This window comes from Streptomyces sp. NPDC054863, assembly GCF_053610825.1.
On sequence record NZ_JBSGZD010000172.1, the window covers coordinates 1 to 17,018 of the forward strand.

Annotated in this window: 20 protein-coding genes and 1 pseudogene; 9 read left to right on the plus strand and 12 right to left on the minus strand. The window is 69.9% G+C overall.

Annotation, left to right across the window (positions count from 1 at the left end; genetic code table 11):
• Positions 1–171: 171 nt before the first annotated feature.
• From ACWGIG_RS25635 to ACWGIG_RS25645, 3 genes are all read right to left on the minus strand, one after another.
• On the minus strand, positions 172–588 hold the full coding sequence (locus ACWGIG_RS25635; RefSeq protein WP_453324018.1) for a CBS domain-containing protein: 417 nt from the start codon (positions 586–588) through the stop codon (positions 172–174).
• A gap of 87 nt (positions 589–675) precedes the next feature.
• The gene (locus tag ACWGIG_RS25640) at positions 676–1,233 is read right to left on the minus strand and encodes a hemerythrin domain-containing protein (protein ID WP_453324019.1); all 558 of its coding nucleotides are present in this window, start codon (positions 1,231–1,233) and stop codon (positions 676–678) included.
• Positions 1,234–1,401: 168 nt separating this feature from the next.
• On the minus strand, positions 1,402–1,629 hold the full coding sequence (locus tag ACWGIG_RS25645; protein WP_453324020.1) for a hypothetical protein: 228 nt from the start codon (positions 1,627–1,629) through the stop codon (positions 1,402–1,404).
• Positions 1,630–2,000: 371 nt separating this feature from the next.
• Between ACWGIG_RS25645 and ACWGIG_RS25650 the strand changes: the two genes are divergently transcribed.
• Positions 2,001–2,582: a GNAT family N-acetyltransferase gene (locus tag ACWGIG_RS25650; RefSeq protein ID WP_453324021.1), complete on the plus strand. Its 582-nt coding sequence runs from the start codon at positions 2,001–2,003 to the stop codon at positions 2,580–2,582.
• Positions 2,583–2,918: 336 nt separating this feature from the next.
• Complete coding sequence (locus ACWGIG_RS25655; protein ID WP_453324022.1) at positions 2,919–3,608, plus strand: response regulator; 690 nt, start codon at positions 2,919–2,921, stop codon at positions 3,606–3,608.
• A 103-nt stretch (positions 3,609–3,711) separates the two neighbouring features.
• Here the strand turns inward: ACWGIG_RS25655 and ACWGIG_RS25660 are convergent, their stop codons facing one another.
• Positions 3,712–5,301 (minus strand): CitMHS family transporter, encoded by a 1,590-nt coding sequence (locus ACWGIG_RS25660; RefSeq protein ID WP_453324023.1) that lies wholly within the window; start codon positions 5,299–5,301, stop codon positions 3,712–3,714.
• A 741-nt stretch (positions 5,302–6,042) separates the two neighbouring features.
• On the opposite strand from ACWGIG_RS25660, the gene ACWGIG_RS25665 reads away from it, so the two are divergent.
• A complete protein-coding gene (locus ACWGIG_RS25665; RefSeq protein ID WP_453324024.1) occupies positions 6,043–6,531 on the plus strand; it encodes an SsgA family sporulation/cell division regulator in 489 nt (162 codons plus the stop codon).
• Positions 6,532–6,539: 8 nt separating this feature from the next.
• Here ACWGIG_RS25665 and ACWGIG_RS25670 read toward each other — a convergent pair whose 3' ends face one another.
• On the minus strand, positions 6,540–6,962 hold the full coding sequence (locus tag ACWGIG_RS25670) for a VOC family protein (RefSeq protein ID WP_453324025.1): 423 nt from the start codon (positions 6,960–6,962) through the stop codon (positions 6,540–6,542).
• A 145-nt stretch (positions 6,963–7,107) separates the two neighbouring features.
• On the minus strand, positions 7,108–7,650 hold the full coding sequence (locus tag ACWGIG_RS25675; RefSeq protein WP_453324026.1) for a CATRA conflict system CASPASE/TPR repeat-associated protein: 543 nt from the start codon (positions 7,648–7,650) through the stop codon (positions 7,108–7,110).
• On the opposite strand from ACWGIG_RS25675, the gene ACWGIG_RS25680 reads away from it, so the two are divergent.
• Positions 7,628–8,137 (plus strand): hypothetical protein, encoded by a 510-nt coding sequence (locus ACWGIG_RS25680; protein ID WP_453324037.1) that lies wholly within the window; start codon positions 7,628–7,630, stop codon positions 8,135–8,137. The two genes, ACWGIG_RS25675 and ACWGIG_RS25680, sit on opposite strands and share 23 nt — an antisense overlap.
• 279 nt (positions 8,138–8,416) lie before the next feature.
• On the opposite strand, the gene ACWGIG_RS25685 is transcribed toward ACWGIG_RS25680, so the two are convergent.
• Together ACWGIG_RS25685 and ACWGIG_RS25690 are read right to left on the minus strand one after the other, a co-directional pair.
• Positions 8,417–8,953: an RICIN domain-containing protein gene (locus ACWGIG_RS25685; protein ID WP_453324027.1), complete on the minus strand. Its 537-nt coding sequence runs from the start codon at positions 8,951–8,953 to the stop codon at positions 8,417–8,419.
• A gap of 250 nt (positions 8,954–9,203) precedes the next feature.
• A complete protein-coding gene (locus ACWGIG_RS25690; RefSeq protein WP_453324028.1) occupies positions 9,204–10,421 on the minus strand; it encodes a sensor histidine kinase in 1,218 nt (405 codons plus the stop codon).
• A 288-nt stretch (positions 10,422–10,709) separates the two neighbouring features.
• Here ACWGIG_RS25690 and ACWGIG_RS25695 point away from each other — a divergent pair, with 288 nt between their 5' ends.
• Complete coding sequence (locus ACWGIG_RS25695; RefSeq protein ID WP_453324029.1) at positions 10,710–11,939, plus strand: DNA sulfur modification protein DndB; 1,230 nt, start codon at positions 10,710–10,712, stop codon at positions 11,937–11,939.
• A 173-nt stretch (positions 11,940–12,112) separates the two neighbouring features.
• On the opposite strand, the gene ACWGIG_RS25700 is transcribed toward ACWGIG_RS25695, so the two are convergent.
• Entirely contained in the window at positions 12,113–12,394 is a 282-nt protein-coding gene (locus ACWGIG_RS25700; protein ID WP_453324030.1) for a hypothetical protein, read from the minus strand.
• A 191-nt stretch (positions 12,395–12,585) separates the two neighbouring features.
• On the opposite strand from ACWGIG_RS25700, the gene ACWGIG_RS25705 reads away from it, so the two are divergent.
• The gene (locus ACWGIG_RS25705; protein ID WP_453324031.1) at positions 12,586–12,927 is read left to right on the plus strand and encodes a hypothetical protein; all 342 of its coding nucleotides are present in this window, start codon (positions 12,586–12,588) and stop codon (positions 12,925–12,927) included.
• Positions 12,928–12,933: 6 nt separating this feature from the next.
• The gene (locus tag ACWGIG_RS25710; RefSeq protein WP_453324036.1) at positions 12,934–13,335 is read left to right on the plus strand and encodes a bacteriocin fulvocin C-related protein; all 402 of its coding nucleotides are present in this window, start codon (positions 12,934–12,936) and stop codon (positions 13,333–13,335) included.
• A 20-nt stretch (positions 13,336–13,355) separates the two neighbouring features.
• Here ACWGIG_RS25710 and ACWGIG_RS25715 read toward each other — a convergent pair whose 3' ends face one another.
• Both ACWGIG_RS25715 and ACWGIG_RS25720 read right to left on the minus strand, forming a co-directional pair.
• Positions 13,356–13,916 carry a hypothetical protein gene (locus ACWGIG_RS25715; protein WP_453324032.1) on the minus strand — a complete coding sequence of 187 codons (561 nt, stop codon included), beginning with the start codon at positions 13,914–13,916 and terminating at the stop codon, positions 13,356–13,358.
• Between the two features lie 252 nt (positions 13,917–14,168).
• Positions 14,169–14,768 carry a CGNR zinc finger domain-containing protein gene (locus ACWGIG_RS25720; RefSeq protein WP_453324033.1) on the minus strand — a complete coding sequence of 200 codons (600 nt, stop codon included), beginning with the start codon at positions 14,766–14,768 and terminating at the stop codon, positions 14,169–14,171.
• An 85-nt stretch (positions 14,769–14,853) separates the two neighbouring features.
• Here ACWGIG_RS25720 and ACWGIG_RS25725 point away from each other — a divergent pair, with 85 nt between their 5' ends.
• Positions 14,854–15,642 carry an MBL fold metallo-hydrolase gene (locus ACWGIG_RS25725; protein WP_453324034.1) on the plus strand — a complete coding sequence of 263 codons (789 nt, stop codon included), beginning with the start codon at positions 14,854–14,856 and terminating at the stop codon, positions 15,640–15,642.
• Between the two features lie 98 nt (positions 15,643–15,740).
• On the opposite strand, the pseudogene ACWGIG_RS25730 reads toward ACWGIG_RS25725, so the two are convergent.
• Positions 15,741–15,870, minus strand: a pseudogene (locus tag ACWGIG_RS25730) (Lrp/AsnC family transcriptional regulator); the annotation flags it as partial.
• Positions 15,871–16,419: 549 nt separating this feature from the next.
• On the opposite strand from ACWGIG_RS25730, the gene ACWGIG_RS25735 reads away from it, so the two are divergent.
• Positions 16,420–16,890, plus strand: coding sequence for a lamin tail domain-containing protein (locus tag ACWGIG_RS25735; RefSeq protein WP_453324035.1), 471 nt, complete (start codon positions 16,420–16,422; stop codon positions 16,888–16,890).
• The last annotated feature ends 128 nt before the right edge of the window (positions 16,891–17,018 follow it).

Consider the following 17,018-nt stretch of genomic DNA (forward strand, 5'->3'; position numbering starts at 1 on the left):
CCCGGTGCCCGGCCTGCGGGCCCCGGGACGGGCGGGCGGGAGCCGTGGCCAGGACGGGAGCCGTTGTCGGGGCGGGACGTGGCCACTACGGCTCGCACCCGACTTGCCTGTGAGCCGCCTCAGGCGGCCCACAGGCAACGGACCGGCGTCGCACGCCGACAGGTGGGGCCCTCAGTCGGTGGAGAGGGCTTCGAGGAGCTGGCCCGCCTTGGGGTCGGACAGTGCCTTGGCGGCGTCGGCGAGGGCGACCATGCCGACCAGGACGCGCCCGTCGATGACGGGCAGGCGGCGGACCTTGTGCGTGGTCATCGTCGCGAAGACCTCCTCGGCGCTGTCGTCCGCGCCGATGGTGACGGCCTCGCCCTGCGCGAGGTCACCCACCTTCACGGTGGCCGGGTCCTTGTCGGCGCCCAGGACCTTGACGACGATGTCCCGGTCGGTGAGGACCCCCTTGAGGCGTTCGTCGGTTCCGCAGATGGGCAGGGCGCCCACGCCGAGCCGGGTCATCTTGCGGGCCGCGTCGAGCACGGAGTCCTGTGCACCGGCGCATTCGGCGCCGGCGGTCATGATGTCGCGTGCGGTGGGCATGGAAGTTCCTCCTGGATCCTGATCGCGGGGTGGACGGGCTGTTCCTGCGGTGGGGAGCCACCAGGGCAACAGACCGGTATTTACTGCCTACTTGCCGCGTCCGGAGAGCGCGTCGCGGACCCGGTCGACGAGTCCGGCCCCCGGGGCAAGCAGCTTGTTCGCGGGTGGTGTGTCCGGTGTGCCGGGGTGCGGCCGGGTGGGCGCGGTCTTCTTCGCCCGGCGCAGCCTGTCGCCCAGCTCGTCGATCGCTTCGGCCGAGCAGTGCTTGCGCAGTGCCGGGAAGAGGTTGTTCTCCTCGTCGCGGACGTGGGCGGTGACCTCGGACTTGAGTGTGCTGACCAGGCGGGTGAACCGCGGGTCGCCCGCCCGGAGCCCTTCGAGGTCCTTGAGGAGCTGCTCGACCTTGGCGTGGTCGGCGATCTCCTTGTCGGCGATCCGGTCGCCGCCCGGCAGGTGCGCACGAACCGCCGGGTAGAGGTGCTGTTCCTCGGCAACCGAGTGCCGTACGAGCTCAGTCGTCAGCCGGTCGGCGAGGGCGCGGGCTCCGTCGTCGCCCGGGGATGACTTCTCCAGGTGCGCGAAGAGCTCGTCCACCTCCCGGTGGTCGGTGATCAGTTCGGTGATGCCGTCGGCACGGACGCTCACGGCAGAGTCACCTCCCTTGTCGTCGTTCACTTCCTTCGCGAACGCCCGGCGCGCTGCCGGGCGCACACACCGGGTGCCCGACAGCCGTGGGACGTAACACACGGGCTCGTACGGCTTCCTCTCGTGCTGAAACATGGCCGGACCCGCGCCCTTGCGCCGTCCGGTCGCTCACCGTCCGGCGGCGGCCTGCTGCCGTTGCCGCGCCCAGGCCCGTTCGCGCAGCCCCGGCTCGCCCAGCAGGTCCGCGCCGGTGCAGGCCAGGGCGCGTGCCGAGGCCAGCATCGCCCTGCGCCCCCGTACGCTCGCCGCCGCGGCGGCGAACTGCGGTGTGTGGTCCGACTCGTCGGAGTCCTGGATGGCGACGAAGGGGTGGATGGCGGGAACGACCGCGCTCACATCTCCGATGTCGGACGAGCCCCAATGCACTCCCGGCGCAGGCTCATCCAGCGCGATGCCCGACCGGCGTGCGGGGACCGCTCGGCGGACGCCGGGTACTCTCCGGCGGCCGGTGGCTGTTCACCGCGGGGCTGCTCCTGGCGGGCGGGGTGCCCGAGGTGGTCGCGGGTGACGTTCATGTCCGGGTCACCGGCGGGCGGGCCGAGTGGTCCTGCCGTCCGCGGATCCTGAGTTTCCGGTCGGGGAGTTTCCGGTCGTACGCCGACTGAAGGCGCGCGTGAACTGCCGGTGGGCGGTGCCTTGATCGTGAGGAGCGGACCGGATCGGATATTCGATGGTGTGCCCGCCCGTGGGGACACAAGATGGTGCGCATGACTTTGGCCACTCCCACACTGCACACCGCTCGCCTGAGGCTGCGGCCCGTCACCGACGCGGATGCGGACTCTCTCTTCGCCATGCACAGCAGCACTTACGTGATGCGCTACTGGGACTCCCCGCCGTGGGACGAACAGGCCCGAGCCGAGCGCTTCCTCTCCATGTGCCGCAAGATGGCGGACGACGGAACCGGGGCGCGGGTAGCCGTCGACCGTGCTTCCGACGGGGCCTTCGTCGGCTGGTTCGGTCTGACCGGATGGGACCCGGAGTACCGCAGCGCGTCGTTGGGCTACTGCCTCGGCGAGGCGATGTGGGGCCACGGCTACGCGACGGAGGCCGTGCACGCCTTGCTGGGGTGGGCGTTCGACACACTGGACCTGAATCGGGTCCAGGCCGAGACCGATACGCGCAACGTGGCATCAGCCCGGGTACTGGAGAAGGTCGGATTCGTGCGTGAAGGGACGTTGCGGGAAGATTGCGTCGTGAACGGCGATGTCTCCGACTCGTGGGTGTTCGGGCTGCTCAGGCGAGAGTGGCAGCCATCGGCCGTGCCGATCCCGGTCGGCCAGGGGCGTTGAGCCTTCAAGGGGCGTTGGCCCCGTTGTCTCCCGGTTTCATCTCCCGGTGGTGGCGGTCAATATTGCGGGCTTGCCGTCCTGCAGTTGCCGCAGGCGCTTGAGTGTCGCGGCGAGGGTTTCGCCACCCAGGAGCTCCCGATAGGAGCGGGCGGGGCCCGGGACCGGTTCTGGCCCGGCGCAGCCCGGAGCGGTAAGGAGGTACCGTCTCGGTGGCCGGTGACCAGGAGTGGCGGCGCCGAGTGCACCGTCGTCACGCTCCCCGTTGCCGGCGGAGCCGGAGAGAGCGATGTCCGCGTGGCAGGCAAGCGCGGTGGACATGCAGGAGGAGGAGTGTTGATGATCGAGGTGCTGGTCGTCGACGACGATCCTCGGGTGGCCAGGATCAACGCCGCCTACACGGAGCGCGTACCCGGCTTCTGCGTGGCGGGCACGGCGCACACCACCGGCGAGGCGCTGGCCTGGCTGGACGAGCACCACGCCGACCTCGTTCTCCTCGACCACTACCTGCCCGACGAGAACGGACTCCGCCTCCTTCGGCGACTGCGCGAGAGCGGCTCCCGTACCGACGTGATCATGGTGACGGCCGACCGCGACGTGGCCACCGTGGAAGCCGCCATGCGCTACGGCGCCCTGCATTACCTGGTCAAGCCGTTCAGCTACAGCGGCCTGCGGGTCAAGCTGGAGGGGTATGCCGTACTGCGCCGCACCCTCGCCGACGGCATGGAGGCCGGGCAGGAGCAGGTCGACCGGATCTTCGGGGTGCTGGGCAGCGCCGCGGCCGGGCCGACCGTGCTGCCGAAGGGCCACTCGGCGCAGACGGTACGTCTGGTGCGACAGGTGCTCCGGGAGACCGGGCAGCTGTCGGCGAGCGAGACAGCCGACCGGACGGGGTTGAGCCGGCAGACCGCACAGCGCTATCTGAAACTGCTGGAGAAGGCCGGGCAGGTGGGACTCACCCTGCGCTACACGGGGCCGGGCCGGCCGGAACACGTGTACACGTGGACGGGCACCGACAAGGTCGAGTGACCTGTCCGGTCCGAACGAGTCGGCACCGCGGTACCGCGACGGCGGCACGCCCCGGTCCTGGGCAGGGACCGGGGCGCGCCGTGGGCGGGGGAGGCGGGTGTCGTCAGGCGATGCCGAGGAGCAGGGCAGCCGCGAGGATCACCAGCGAGACCATGACCGCCCACTTGACCGTGGTGCGGGTGTGGTCGCCGAACTCCACCTTTGCCATGCCCACCAGGACGTACACGGCCGGGACCAGCGGGCTGGACATGTGGAGCGGCTGGGCGATGAGCGAGGCGCGGGCGATCTCCAGCGGGGAGACGCCGTGCTGGGCGCCGGCCTCCGCGAGGATCGGCACGATCCCGAAGTAGAACCCGTCGTTGGACATGAAGTACGTGAACGGGATGCTCAGCAGACCGGTGATGAGCGCCATGTGCGGGCCGAGACCGTCCGGGATGGCGCCGACCAGGGACTTGGCCATCTCGTCCACCATGCCGGTGCCGGTCAGCACGCCCGTGAAGACGGCGGCGGCGAAGACCATGCCGGAGACGTTGAGAACGTTGTCGGCGTGGGCGGCGATGCGCTCCCGCTGCTGCTTCATGTGCGGGAAGTTGACCGTCAGGGCCAGGGCCGCGCCGAACATGAAGATCACCGGGATCGGCAGCCACTGGGCGATCAGCGTGATCAGTACGGCCAGCGTCAGCAGGGCGTTGAACCAGAAGAGCCGGGGCCGCAGCGTGGGGCGGTTCGGATCGAGGGTGCCCCAGACGGCGGCGGCCGCGTCGCCGTTCTCGGGGGGCATGGCATCGTCGACGGAGGGCTTCGTGAGGTCCGGGGAGGCCGGGGAGGCCGGGGAGGCCGGGGAGGCCGGGGAGTCTGAGGAGCCCGGGGAGCCCGGGGAGCCCGTGCTGCCGGTGGCCCGGGAGCCGGTCCCGGCGGCGGATCCGGTGGCCTTCCGGGTGGCGTTTCCTTCGGCCCCGTTCGTACCCGCGCCCACGGTCACCAGGGAGAGGGCGCGGCCGTCCGTCTCCTCGACGGCGCCGGCGACGGCGTCGGCGTCGGCGACGGAGTCGGACGCGGGGCCGGTCTCCGTGAGCAGTCCCAGGCGACGGCGTTCGCGCAGGCCCAGGCACCAGGCCAGGACGAAGACGGCGAGCAGGCCGCAGGCGAGCGCGGGCAGCATCGGCACGAAGATCTCGCCCGCGTCCAGCTTCAGCGCGGTGGCGGCCCGTGCGGTGGGGCCGCCCCACGGAACGGTGTTCATCACGCCGTTGGCCGTGGCGGCGACCATCGTCAGCGTGAGCACGCTCATCTTCAGCCGCAGGTAGAGCGGGAGCATGGCGGAGACGGTGATCATGAACGTGGTCGAGCCGTCGCCGTCCAGTGAGACGATCGCTGCGAGCACGGCGGTGCCCAGCACGACGCGGGCGGGGTCGGCCTTGCAGAAGCGCAGGATGCCCCGGACGATCGGGTCGAACAGGCCGACGTCGATCATCACGCCGAAGAAGATGATGGCGAACATCAGCATCGCCGCGGTGGGCGCCAGCTCGCCGATCCCCTTCAACACGTACTCACCCAGGTGGGCCCCTTGCCCCGCGATCACGCAGAAGAGGGCCGGGATGAGGATGAGCGACGTCAGCGGGGACATCCTTTTCATCATGATCAGCGTCAGGAACGTCGCGATCATGACGAATCCGAGGACCGTCAGCAGCATAGATCTTTCACCTTCGTCCAGCTCATGGCCACAGCTCCGTGGCTGGTCGAAAGTACGAGCGGCACTTCGGTGTACACAAGGAGTAAACGCGTGAGCAATACGTGCGAAACCTTGGAGTCATGGGGATGTGGCCGGTGGGACAGGCCTGGACGGACCGGAGCCTGGGCGGCGCAGGGCGGCGTGCGGCGGTGGACTGGGGGTCGGGGCGCCCCGATTCTGAGTGGCGGCTGATTCCCTGGCGGGTCCCCGGGCACCCACACGACGGGCGCCCGGGGCGCGGCACGAACTGATGAACCTGGCGCTCGGCATGGTGATCCTCGCGGTCGACAACAAGGCCCCGGGCAGGGCAGGCAAGGGTACGGGCGCGGGCGCGGGCGCGGGTGCCGAAGAAGAAGACCCCGGCGCCGCTGTCGACAGGCGTGCATCCGGTCGATTCCCCGGGGCCTGTGGGTGGAGCGTGGCGGTGGGGGCCGCTCGGTGACGGGGGTGGGGCTGCCGCTCGACGGGCACCGTGGGGTGTGACGGGTTACCGAACGGGGTGCGGCTCGTTCTAGCTGTCGTGATGAACAATCTTCTTGGTGACGTCGTCAGCAGTGATGCAGGAACGTTTCCCCACAAGTCTTCGGCGCTTGCCCCTCTTCCCCCTCTCGTTCCTCTGTCGACAGAGCGGAGCCACGACGGTCGCACGGCACCGGGCGAGCCCGTCGGAGCAGACCGACTCCCGTTTTCCGAGGTGCGGTCATGACGCACAGCGGCAGCCCCCGTACGCCCGCCCGGCAGACGAGCAGCGGAAGCTGCCGCAGCCTCATCAACCTCCAGGCGGTGGTGTGCCCCGGCCTCAGCGTGTCCTTTCCCGCTCTCCTGAGCTATCACTCCGCCGATCCGTACGCGGTGCACCTGGACAACCACATCGACCTGGAGGACCCGGTCCGGTGGACCTTCGCCCGCGAGCTGCTGGCCACCGGGCTCACCCAATGGGCGGGAATCGGCGACGTGTCCGTCCACCCCGGCAAGAGCGAAGGGGGCGATGTCGTCCTCATCGCTCTGCGCAGCGGTGAGGAAACGGTGTTACTCCGTGCGCCGACCGCGATCGTCAGGACCTTCCTCGCCCGGACCGAACGCATCGTCCGCCCCGGAACCGAGCACGCGCACATGGACCTGGACACCGTCCTGGGCCGACTCCTGGGCGGCCCGGCAGAGCCGGGCGAGCAGGAGGAATGGCCGTGGTAGTCAGCCGATCAGCGGTTCTGGGCGGTGATGTTGAACATCCAGCTGATCCCGAACCGGTCGACCAGCGAGCCCGCCTCGTCGCCCCACGCCTGCCTTGCCAGAGGCAGCGTGACGGTGCCACCGGCGGACAGATTCTCGAAGTAGTCGCGAAGCCCCCTGTCGTCGCCGTCGAGGAAGATCGCGACATTGTTGCCGGGCCGATAGGGCGGCCGGCCGGGCCTGTCATCGGGGTAGTCCCAGGCCATCAGCGTGTAACCGGCGGAGGTGTCCAAGCGAGAGTGCATGACCTTGTCGGCATGGGGTGAGTCCGGTGAGCCGAAGTCCGCCACGGTTCCCAACTCCAGCTCGCCACCGAAGACTTCCTGGTAAAACTCCATCGCCTGCCGCGCGTTGCCGTGGAACGTGATGCACGGATTGACCTGAGACCCCACTTGACGCTCCTTCGTGATGTGACCGATCGGGCTGTCCCATCGCCGCCCGATCGCCGCGAGCCAAGGTATCGACGAATCACGACACCCTCTGTCGCGATTTGGGAGCGGCAGTTGAGGCGCGGGTGGGACAGGAGAAGCAGCTCAACTATGGGGAAATCAGGCTGATTTGACTGGCGGGGAGAGTGCTGCGGGGCAACAGGTAAGCAATCGACGTGGCGACGGTGGGCGTGAGGAAGAGCTGTGGGAGCGCGCCCGGCAGTCCGCTCCGACAGAGTCCGCGCGACTTCTGCGCCGGCTCGGCGACGCCGGATGGCGCCCTCGCTCGTGGCGCCCTCGCTCGTGGCGCCCTCGCTCGTGGCGCGCTCGACGGAGGGTCGAGCGGCTGTGCACGGTGGCCCGCAAGCTCCTCATGGTGGGGGTCGCGGGTGCCGGGGCCGGGCAGCACGGTCTCAAGAAGTGAGGGCAGCGCGCTGTCGGCTTCCTGCCGCAGTTCCTGCATCCCTCGGCCGCCGTCCCAGACCCGCAGCTGGTGCCGGAGCTTCGCCGCGTGCAGAAGGTACTTCGCGAACGGCGGGAGTACGTGCCCCGGGCCCAGCCACGCCCAGTCGCTCAAGGCTGCCTCGCCCCGCGCGCACCCGACCACGCCGAACCGGCGCTCCCCACGCGTGTCGTCCGCAGCGGACGCCATGATCCTGCGGGCGGACGGCGAGGCGAAGGTAGTGGAGCGCGTCTTCCAGGCCGTCCATCGCCACAACGCGGACCCCAAGGTCCTGGCCTACAAGTACCTTGAGATGCTCCCGCACTTGGCGAAGAGCGACAACAACACGTTCTGGGTGATCCCGGGGGAGCTGACCGAGGCGGTTCGCGCCGTCACCAGCGCGTTCGGCGATCACTCGGCAACGGGTCTTCCCCCCTTTGCACCGCCGGCCGAAGCAGCCACTGGCGGCGCGGACGAGGCGGGCAAGGCGGGCGACGCCTCGAAGGGAGGCGGATCCGCGGCGCTCAGTACAGGCTCGACGACACTGTCGGGCTCGACGCCGCTGTCGCTCGATGCCGCCACGGCTGCTGCCGAGGTCGCGAAGCAGGCCGCCGCCGTAGTGAGCGACGCGAAGGCCGAGGCGGAAGCGGCCAGGGTGCCTCCGGTGCCGGGCAGGGGCCAGACGCCCGGCGATTGAGCACGGTCGGCCTTGTGGGAGGAAGGCGTTGCGGCTCCGGCCCTCCTGCACCGGACTCGCTTGCCGGAGCCTCGGAGCCTCGAAGCCTCGTGGGCTGATCGGGCGGGCGGCCCGGGGAGGGTGTCCGTAAGGAAGTTGGCGAGCGAGGGGGCTTGGCCGTGTGCCAGGGCCAGGTGCCGGGGCGGGAACTGCCCGCCCCGGCACGCGGCCGTCAGGGGCACGCGGCCGTCAGGGGCACGCGGCCGTCAGGGGCACGCGGCCGTCAGGGGCACGTGGCCGTCAGGCGATGCCGTCCGGTGCGGACTCCGCCTTCTCCGACTTCGGGACGACCTTCCAGTACTGGGAGAACGAGGGCGAGGTGCCCCACATGGAGGTCGGCACGACGTAGACGTCGTTGAACTGACGGTTGCCCTGCGGAGCGAGCGCATGACCCGGGTAGGCCCTCGGAATCAAGGCGTAGCTGTCGGCGTCCTGGCCGATGGCGTCGCTGCCGTGCACCCGCAGCAGCTTCCACTGCTGCTTCGCGCTGTTGTCGGACTGCTGGAGGCGGGGGTAGTCGGTGGCGCTCGTGCCCGCCGTGAGGCAGTGGCCGTTCTCGTGGCTCTTGATCAGGAAGTACCCGCTTTCGGGCGCGGCCTCGATGTGCCAGAGGTGCCCCAGCAGGCCCTTGTCCTTCTGGACAGGGTCGAGGTTCCAGATCTGTACGGCCTGGCCGATGTTGTCGTTGTAGTTGTCGGTCTCCAGGTACGAGCCGGTGACTTCGTGGATGAACATGTACGGGCCGGTGGACGTGCCGTTCACGAAGATGCTGGGCACAGACGCTCTCCTTTACGCTCACACGAACGCGGGGGCAACATCGGCCCGGACACTACCTTTCACTCGACCCGCCCGAAACCACCGGAATGAGCCACTGCGCCCTTATCGTCTGGCCGCACGACAGGCTGCCTCCTGGCCCGGGCAAAGGCTGGATCCGGCGCGACCAGTTGCCAGGGGATGCGTTTCCGTCAGACCGGCCTCCGGGCAGGTCGGTGAGGGGCATCCGGTTCGGGTTCGGTCGTGGCGGGTGTCAGGAGGGGAGGACCAGGGGGACGGCGGCGGAGAGCACGGTCCCTTCTTCGGGGGCCGATTCGATGGTGAGGGTGCCGCCGAGCTGTTGCACGCGGGCGCGCATGGCGGGCAGGCCGTGGCCTCGTACGCCGCCGGGTAGTTGAGCGGGATCGAAGCCGTGGCCGTTGTCGGCGATGTCCAGGACCACCAGGCCGTCCAGGTGGCTGAGGGTCAGGTCGGCGGTGGTGGCGTCGGCGTGTTCACGGACGTTGGCGAGAGCGCCCTGCGCGATCCGCAGCAGTGCGGACTGGACGCGTTCGGGCAGGGGCACCGGGGTTCCGTCCCGGTGGAAGCGGATGCGGAGGGTCTCGGAGGTCTCCCGGTCGGCGAGGGCCCGCAACGCCTCGTCGAGGCCTGTGCCGTCCGAGAGGTCGGCGGGGGCGAGATCGTGGACGAATCGGCGGGCCTCGGTGAGGCTGCGCTCGGCGATGGACTCGGCGGTACGGACGTGGCGGCGGGCCGTCTCCGGGTCGCTGTCCCAGAGCCGGCCGGCGGCCTGGAGCAGCATCTGCTGGCTGGACAGGCCCTGCGCCACAGTGTCGTGGATCTCCATGGACAGCCGCTGGCGCTCGGCCAGAGTGCCCTCGCGGCGCTCGGTCGCGGCCAGTTCGCGCCGGGTGCGGATCAGGTCGGTGATGACGTTCCGCAGCCGGTCGGCCTGCCGCTGGGAGTAGAGGAAGACCGCGGTGGCCACGGCGGCGACGGCCGGTGGTGCGAACATCAGGTTCGGGTCGAAACCGAAGCGCAGCCGCAGTTTGACCTGCGCGGCGACACAGAAGGCCGTGATCAGCACGACCAGGATGATCGCGGAACGGGTGCGCAGTGTGCGCAGACCGGTGTAGAAGAGCGGCACCGCACACCAGCCGAAACTGGGGGCGAGGGCCACCAGGGCCAGCCACACCCCGATCACGCAGGTCAGCCAGAGCGGGGGAGCCGTGGTCCGGCCACGGGAGGCGAGCGCCCGCCCGGCGCCCGCGACCGGGCCGAGGACGTACAGCACGGCCAACGCGACGGCGAGGGCGATCACCCATGGGGTCGTACGGGTACTGGGGTGGACGATCAGGAAGCGGGTCAGCGAGGAGCACAGGAGAACGAAGAACGCCATGTGCATCGTGGCCGCGAGCCAGCCGGCGTCGGGATCGGCCTCCTCGACACTGATGGGCGACCGCTCGTTCATCCGCACCGCTCCACTCCATTACCGTCGGCTGATCTCACCACCGCAGACTATCCGGACATATGCCCCTGTATTGACGCGTGGGCTGCCCTCCGATCCTCAACCGGGAGCACGGTGCACCTCAGCCGTTCATGCGCGGTCACTCTCCCTGCCCGCAGCTGAAAAACAATCGACTGCGGAGCAGGTTTTTGAGAATCCCCCGGACCTCAGTTGACCTGTTGATGATGCGTCCGTTAGCGTCACGAGAGATGACGGTGCGTCAAAGTGGCGCCTGTTACTGGGGAGTTGAGCATGGCCACGTCCTTGAAGCCGGTGACCACCGGCCTTCCCGTAGACCTCAGGGAGATCCGGAAGGGGGTTATGGCGAACGGCGTCATCGACTGCGAGAACCTGCTGGCCATCGTCAACGACCCTCAGGAGGTCGAGGACGCCACCAAGCGCGCCCAGAAGGCCGGACGGCCGATCAGCGAGTACGCCCGCACGCGCGCCGAGATCCAGCGGCTCCTCGGCACTGCCGGCAGCAAGAAGGCAAAGAACGTCGGTGAGTACGCCGACTACATTGCGGCCGGTCTGCGAGGGGACTACGACAACGCCTGGTCGCTGCCGCAGATCACCCTGTGGTCGCCGCGTCCGTTGGTCTTTTCCGAGGACGGCTCATCGGCCCTGCCGATCAAGGACGGCCTCTACGCTCTCGACAGCGAGACTCAGGTCACCGCCTGGCACCGGATCAAGTCCAACCCGGTCGCGTACGACCTGGACGAGGACTTCGACTTCGGCGCGATCCCACTGTCCTTCGAGATCTTCCACGGCATCAGCGTCATGGCCGCCCGCCAGATCTTCCACGACCGCAACCTCAAGGGCGTCCCGGTCGACAAGTCCCTGGCCATGTCCATGGACGGCCGCGACTTCGGCACCACCGTGACGCGCAAGCTGATGGAGTCCCTGAAGGTGCCGGCCGGTGAGTCCACGGTTCCGCTGTCCAGCCTGATCCTCACCGGCAAGCGCCAGGTGTCGGACAAGGCCGTGGAGTGGATGACGATGTCGGTCCTGCGGACCCTCGTCGCCACGGCCATGCTCGGCAAGGCCGGTATCCACGCCGCGTCGACGGGCATCGAGCACGAGGACATCCCCGCCGACGAGAGCGGCGACCGCCCCGACAGGCTCGTCGTCCAGCGCGAGGTCATGGAGACGGTGGGCGCGTTTCTCCAGGAGAACGCCGCGCTCTTCCATGCCAAGACTGCCGTCACCGCCCCCGCCGTCGTGGCCGGCCTCGGGGCGACCATGAACCGCAGTCTGTCCTGGAGTGCCGACCCGCTGCCCGAAGGCCTCACCCTGGAGCGCCTGTTGGAGGGCATCGAGTGGGAGCGCGAGGCGAAGTACTGGGGCGGCATCGCGGCCAAGGTGACCGACCGTGGGGTCGTCTCCTGGGCCGGTGGCGCCCGTGACTCCGGCCACAAGGTCTACGAGGCGCTGAACCACCCGGAGGGCAACGCGGGGAAGCAGATTCGCGGACGCTTCTAGCCTCGCTTGGCCTCGCTCTCGCGGAGGGATCGATCGACCCCTGACCAGCCACCTCGGTCGGGGGCCGATCTCGTTGCTGCCCCACATCATTCGCTGCAGGTCACCGTGGCCTCCTGGCCGCGAGGGCATGCAAGGGGTGCGCGATCACCAGGCCGGTGGGGCGGCTGATGGACTCAGAAGCGTACGTCCCCCTCGACGTCACCCATCTGCACGATCTTGCCGACCCGCGACTGCCCGCTGGCCTGTATCAGGAAGCGCCGCAGCTCCGGCACTTCTAGAGCACGGGACAGGAGTTCCGCCACCTCCCGGCGCAACTCTGGCTCCTCCCGCAGGACTTGCTCCAACTCCCGGCCTGCGTAATGGAGTTCCGCATCCCCGTCCGGAGTTTCCTCCAGTCGCTCGACCTCCTCCCGCGCGCTGTCGTGGCCACCCAGCCGCTGTTTGACGAACGTCACCAGCCTCCCGAGCAGCGCACTGCCGGACTCCCCGAGTCGGGTTCCCAGCGCCTCCGATTCTCGAAGTCCGTCCCCTGGGCAACCCGGACCTCCGGCAGTGGCGTGAACAGGCCCTGGGTGCGCAGGCGCCGTGGGCACCGACCCTCCTGCGGCTCGACGGGGACGATGTCCACGCGTGGGTGGGGCGGTCCATGGCGGTGCCGCTGGTCCGGCGATTGGGGGTGGGCTCGGCGGTCCGGGTGGTCCGGGCCTTCGGGCGGCTCCGCCACCCCGCGGACCGTACGGCCGACGGGGCCGGCGACCTGATGGGGCGGAAGCGGTTCCTCCAACTCGGCGTCGGCGCCGCCGTGGTGGCCGGCCTGGCCGTCACCGGGCAGGTACCCGCCTTCGCGCGCAGCGGCAGGTGCAAGTCGCAGGCGTGGGTCGAGGCGAACATGGACCGACTTCCCCGGCAGTACGCGGACTTCTCCGCCTATCCGATGTCCTACCGGAGGCAGATCTACCCGCACCTCCCGCCCAGGACGAAGCGGTAGCTGTGGCTGGACCACCTCGACCGGTACCGCGAGAGCGCCGCCCGGCCGACCCCGGCCCGAATCGCGGTGCTGGACAGGGCGACGACCCTCGTGCGGGACGAATGCGACTTCACCTCCGTTCCGCAACCGGGCTCGGCGTTCGACCGTAAAGTGCGGGATCTGCGGGAGGAGGCCATCCGGCAGTTCGGCCGCGACGAGGCCAACGCGCTGCTCATCACGCTCGGCCCCGTGCAGGACACGCTTCCCTCCCCGGTGGAGGCGGACGACCTGTTCGTCACCTGCTCCGACCAGTGCCACGACAACTGTCCCGGCAGCGACTACTGCAAGTACAAGATGCACAACTGTGCATTCATCACGGACTGCTGTGCGTTCTGGCTGTACGTCTGCAACGGGCTCTGCACGCAGTGAAATCGTGGTGCGTCGCCGGGTCAGCCGCGGAGCAGTGAGGCGTGGATGCGGGCGACGGCCCGCAGTACCTCGTCGCGGTTCCTGGCCTGCTGCATCCATGCGGGCAGGCGGGCCACCACGGTCATCTTCCGGCCGTGGTCGTGCCAGGGGATCCCCTCACGGAGCGGCGCCTGTACGAATCGTCCGATCAGGTCCAGGTGTTCCAGGTTGTAGGCCCAGACCCAGCCGTGCCGGGTCTCGGTCTGCAGCCACAGACGGACGCCGAAGTACGGGTCCGCGGCCGGCGCGTTCGGGTCCCGGTGCAGGGCCACACCTCCGCGGCGCCACTCCTTCGCCGTCCCGCAGCTCCGGCAGACGAGACGCCGCGGTGCGAAGAGGTCCGGGGCCCGCACTCCGGCCGGGGCCCGCACTCCGGCCGGGTCCCGCACCCCGGCCGGGTCCCGCACCCCGGCCGGGTCCGGCGCTGCCACGACGTGCGCGACCTTCTCGCAGCCGGGACAGCGCACGAGGACGGAATCGAGGAAGTCGAACTTCGTGCTGCGCGGGTCCCGGAAGCGACGGCGTGTGGGGATCGGACTCATCGGGCCAGTATGCGATTGAGCGCCGAAGGCTCCTACGGGATAAATCCCAAGCTGACCGACGACCGGACCGGTGCACTGCACCCGGAGGAACGGGGAACAGGCCGACCTTCGCGACCCCGCAGGCCCACCTGTCCGAACGGCTCGGACCGTCGACGCCGTACGCGAGCAGCGGTGGCACCTGATGCCGGACGGCGTGGTTCCACGGGTCGAGGACCTTGCGCCGATGCGTCCGCTCCGCCGGGCACGGGTCGGTCAGCCGACTCTCGGGCCGGTGCGGCGGGCGTAGGCGCGAGCGGCGCGGGCGCGGTCGCCGCAGCGGGTGGAGCACCAGTGGCGGCGGCCACGGTGCAACAGGTAGCGGTTGCAGGGGGTGGAGCCGCAGCCGGTGAGGCGGTCGGCGTCGGGGCTCGTGAGGAGATCGGCGCTGTTGGCCGCCAGGGTCGCGAGAGCGCGGTCGAGGATCTCGTTGGTGGGGCAGGGCACCGTGCGGTAGGGGCCGTTCTTCTCGTCCCAGTACAGCAGCGCGGCCGAGGGAGCTCTGCTCAGCGCCTCGTTGACGGCGGACAGTGCCGCGGGCGGGGCGAGCACTCCGTCGACGCGGGCGGCGAACAACGCTCGGAGGTGTTCACGCAGGGAGCGCAGCCGTGCGGCGCACACCTCCTGCATCCCGGCATCGGCCGGCGCGAGACCGCGTTCGGTGAGCCAACGGTTCGAGGCCTGGGGGGTGCCGAGCAGATCGATGAAGTGCCCTCCGGGCAGCGCGACGGCGCTGTTGACGAAGTCGAGGGCGAGGTAGTCCTCCGCCCCGGGTGCGGGCAGTGGCACGGATTCGGTGCTGGGGGCCTCACTCATACCTCTCATGGTAAAGCTTGCCTTCATCCATGAGGTGCGCCTATCGTCTCTCATGGATAAACCACTTCTCATCCATGAGGTACTGATGACTGGCACCGGCGCGACCCCCGAGCAGATCCCCGTCCGTGTCCTTGGCGGCCCGACCGCCCTTCTCGAATACGGTGGCCTGCGCTTCCTGACCGACCCGACCTTCGACGCGCCCGGTGACTACCACCTGCCGGGCGGCAGCCTGACCAAGACGGCGCCGGCCGCAGCCGCGCCGGCCGACCTCGGCCGTATCGACGTGGTCCTGCTCTCCCACGACGAGCACCCGGACAACCTCGACGACTCCGGCCGCGCACTCCTCGCCGACGTCCCCCTCACCCTCACCACCCCCGGCGGTGGACAGCGCCTGGGCGCAGGGGCCAGGGGACTGGCCGACTGGGAGCCGATCGACCTCGACCGCCCGGGCGGCGGAACGCTCACCGTGACGGGTGTGCCCGCCGTCCACGGCCCCGGGGCCCGCGAGGAGGTCGAACCGATCACCGGCCAGGTCGTCGGATTCGTACTGACCGGGGAGGGCCTGCCCACGGTCTACGTCAGCGGTGACAACGCCTCGCTCGACCTGGTCGAGGAAATCGCCGCACGCTTCGGACCGGTGGACACCGCCGTCCTGTTCGCCGGGGCGCCGCGCTTCCCGGAACTCTTCGACGGCGCGCCGATCGTCCTCGACAGCGCGCAGGCGGCCGAGGCCGCCGAGATCCTCGGCGCACGCCGGGTGGTTCCCGTCCACTGCGACAGCTGGGCCCACTTCACCGAGGGCCGCGACGAACTGGCAGCTGCTTTCGCCGACGCCGGACTGCTCGACCGCCTGGAGCTGGGCGACCCGAGCTGACCAGGCCCCCTCGCGGTCGGCACCGCCGGCCGGACCGGCCCTGCGGCCGGCGGCGCTCGGGCAGTGGCGTTCGGCCGGCGGTGCTCGCGTGACACCCGCCGAGTCGTCCCCGGTGGCGCGCAGGCACTCCAGGATCTCCCGGCGCTCCCCGAGCAACCGGCGCAGCGGGTCGTGCCGGGTCCCCGGTCGGGGGTACTTGAGCCGGACCACCGCCATCACCGGGTGCCCGGCGAGCAGCGAACGGCGATCCTGCCGCCGCACCGGGAGCCGGGCTTCCCCCCACTGCCCCCTACGGCCTGAAGCGTGGCCGGGAACCCGCTGCCCACGGAAAGTCCACATGTGCCGCCCAGGCTCCACCGAACACATGCCGGTACTCCCGGAATGCATCACAGTCGGGGCGGTGGTGATCGTGTGTGCATTCGTAGGTGCGGTGGGTGTACGGAAAGAGGGACTCCGCAGTCGTTACCTGGAAAGGGGTGCTGGGCCGGGGACGGGCGGGGTGGCGTGCAGGGTGGCGCAAAAGAGCCCATGACCTTCTGCCGCCGGAGACGGCTTGGGGAGGACCGGCCGGAACGTGCGAGCTGACGTCCTGTCAGGGGGGTAGGTGGGCGGTGCAGGCGAGGGTTACGGGAATGTCCGTGTTCAGTAACGCGAACCGGGCGCCCTGTCAGGAGGACGTGGAAGTCTTCACAGTGTGGGTCTCGGCCGGAAATCACTCGGCTGAACCGCACCGGCTCTTTCAACGGGCCGGTAAGCCACCTGTTCTGGGGGTTCTTCTTGTCTTCTTCCCGTACCACCCGCGCTCTGATCGCTGCCACTCTCGCGGCCGGCGCCGCGGCGAGCGCGCTCGCCGTACCGGCCGTCGCCGCCGACCGCGGCCACCCGAGCGCTCCGGCGAGGTCGTCGGTGGAGCTGGGGCGCATCCAGTACGACAGCCCGGGCCGCGACGACAACTCCAACCGCTCACGCAACGCGGAATGGGTCGACGTCCGCAACACCTCCCGCAAGCCGGTCAACCTCGAAGGCTGGACCCTCAGCGACAGGGCCGGCCACCGCTTCACCTTCCACGGAGTCCGGCTGGCCGGGCGCTCCACGGTCCGTGTCCACACCGGCATCGGCCGCGACACCCGCACGGACGTCTTCCAGGACTCCCGCCACTACGTGTGGGACAACAAGCGGGGCACCGCAGTCCTGAAGGACCGCCGGGGCCACCACGTCGACAGCAAGTCCTGGAACCACCGCCACTGAACCCACGGGCGGGTGCCGCTGGGCACTGCGGCCTGAGGTTCCGGCCGGACAGCAGGACCACCGGCACCGGCCATGAGGAACGAGACCCCGCCCGGCAGGCACGCTGCTGAACCGGCCCGGTCCGTTGC

Coding starts and splice junctions, on each gene's coding strand:
- ACWGIG_RS25635 (WP_453324018.1), bottom strand. CDS start 588: ATGCCCACCGCACGCGACATCATGACCGCCGGCGCCGAATGCGCCGGT.
- ACWGIG_RS25650 (WP_453324021.1), top strand. CDS start 2,001: ATGACTTTGGCCACTCCCACACTGCACACCGCTCGCCTGAGGCTGCGG.
- ACWGIG_RS25655 (WP_453324022.1), top strand. CDS start 2,919: ATGATCGAGGTGCTGGTCGTCGACGACGATCCTCGGGTGGCCAGGATC.
- ACWGIG_RS25660 (WP_453324023.1), bottom strand. CDS start 5,301: ATGCTGCTGACGGTCCTCGGATTCGTCATGATCGCGACGTTCCTGACG.
- ACWGIG_RS25665 (WP_453324024.1), top strand. CDS start 6,043: ATGACGCACAGCGGCAGCCCCCGTACGCCCGCCCGGCAGACGAGCAGC.
- ACWGIG_RS25675 (WP_453324026.1), bottom strand. CDS start 7,650: ATGGCGTCCGCTGCGGACGACACGCGTGGGGAGCGCCGGTTCGGCGTG.
- ACWGIG_RS25690 (WP_453324028.1), bottom strand. CDS start 10,421: ATGAACGAGCGGTCGCCCATCAGTGTCGAGGAGGCCGATCCCGACGCC.
- ACWGIG_RS25695 (WP_453324029.1), top strand. CDS start 10,710: ATGGCCACGTCCTTGAAGCCGGTGACCACCGGCCTTCCCGTAGACCTC.
- ACWGIG_RS25705 (WP_453324031.1), top strand. CDS start 12,586: ATGGCGGTGCCGCTGGTCCGGCGATTGGGGGTGGGCTCGGCGGTCCGG.
- ACWGIG_RS25715 (WP_453324032.1), bottom strand. CDS start 13,916: ATGAGTCCGATCCCCACACGCCGTCGCTTCCGGGACCCGCGCAGCACG.
- ACWGIG_RS25720 (WP_453324033.1), bottom strand. CDS start 14,768: ATGAGTGAGGCCCCCAGCACCGAATCCGTGCCACTGCCCGCACCCGGG.
- ACWGIG_RS25725 (WP_453324034.1), top strand. CDS start 14,854: ATGACTGGCACCGGCGCGACCCCCGAGCAGATCCCCGTCCGTGTCCTT.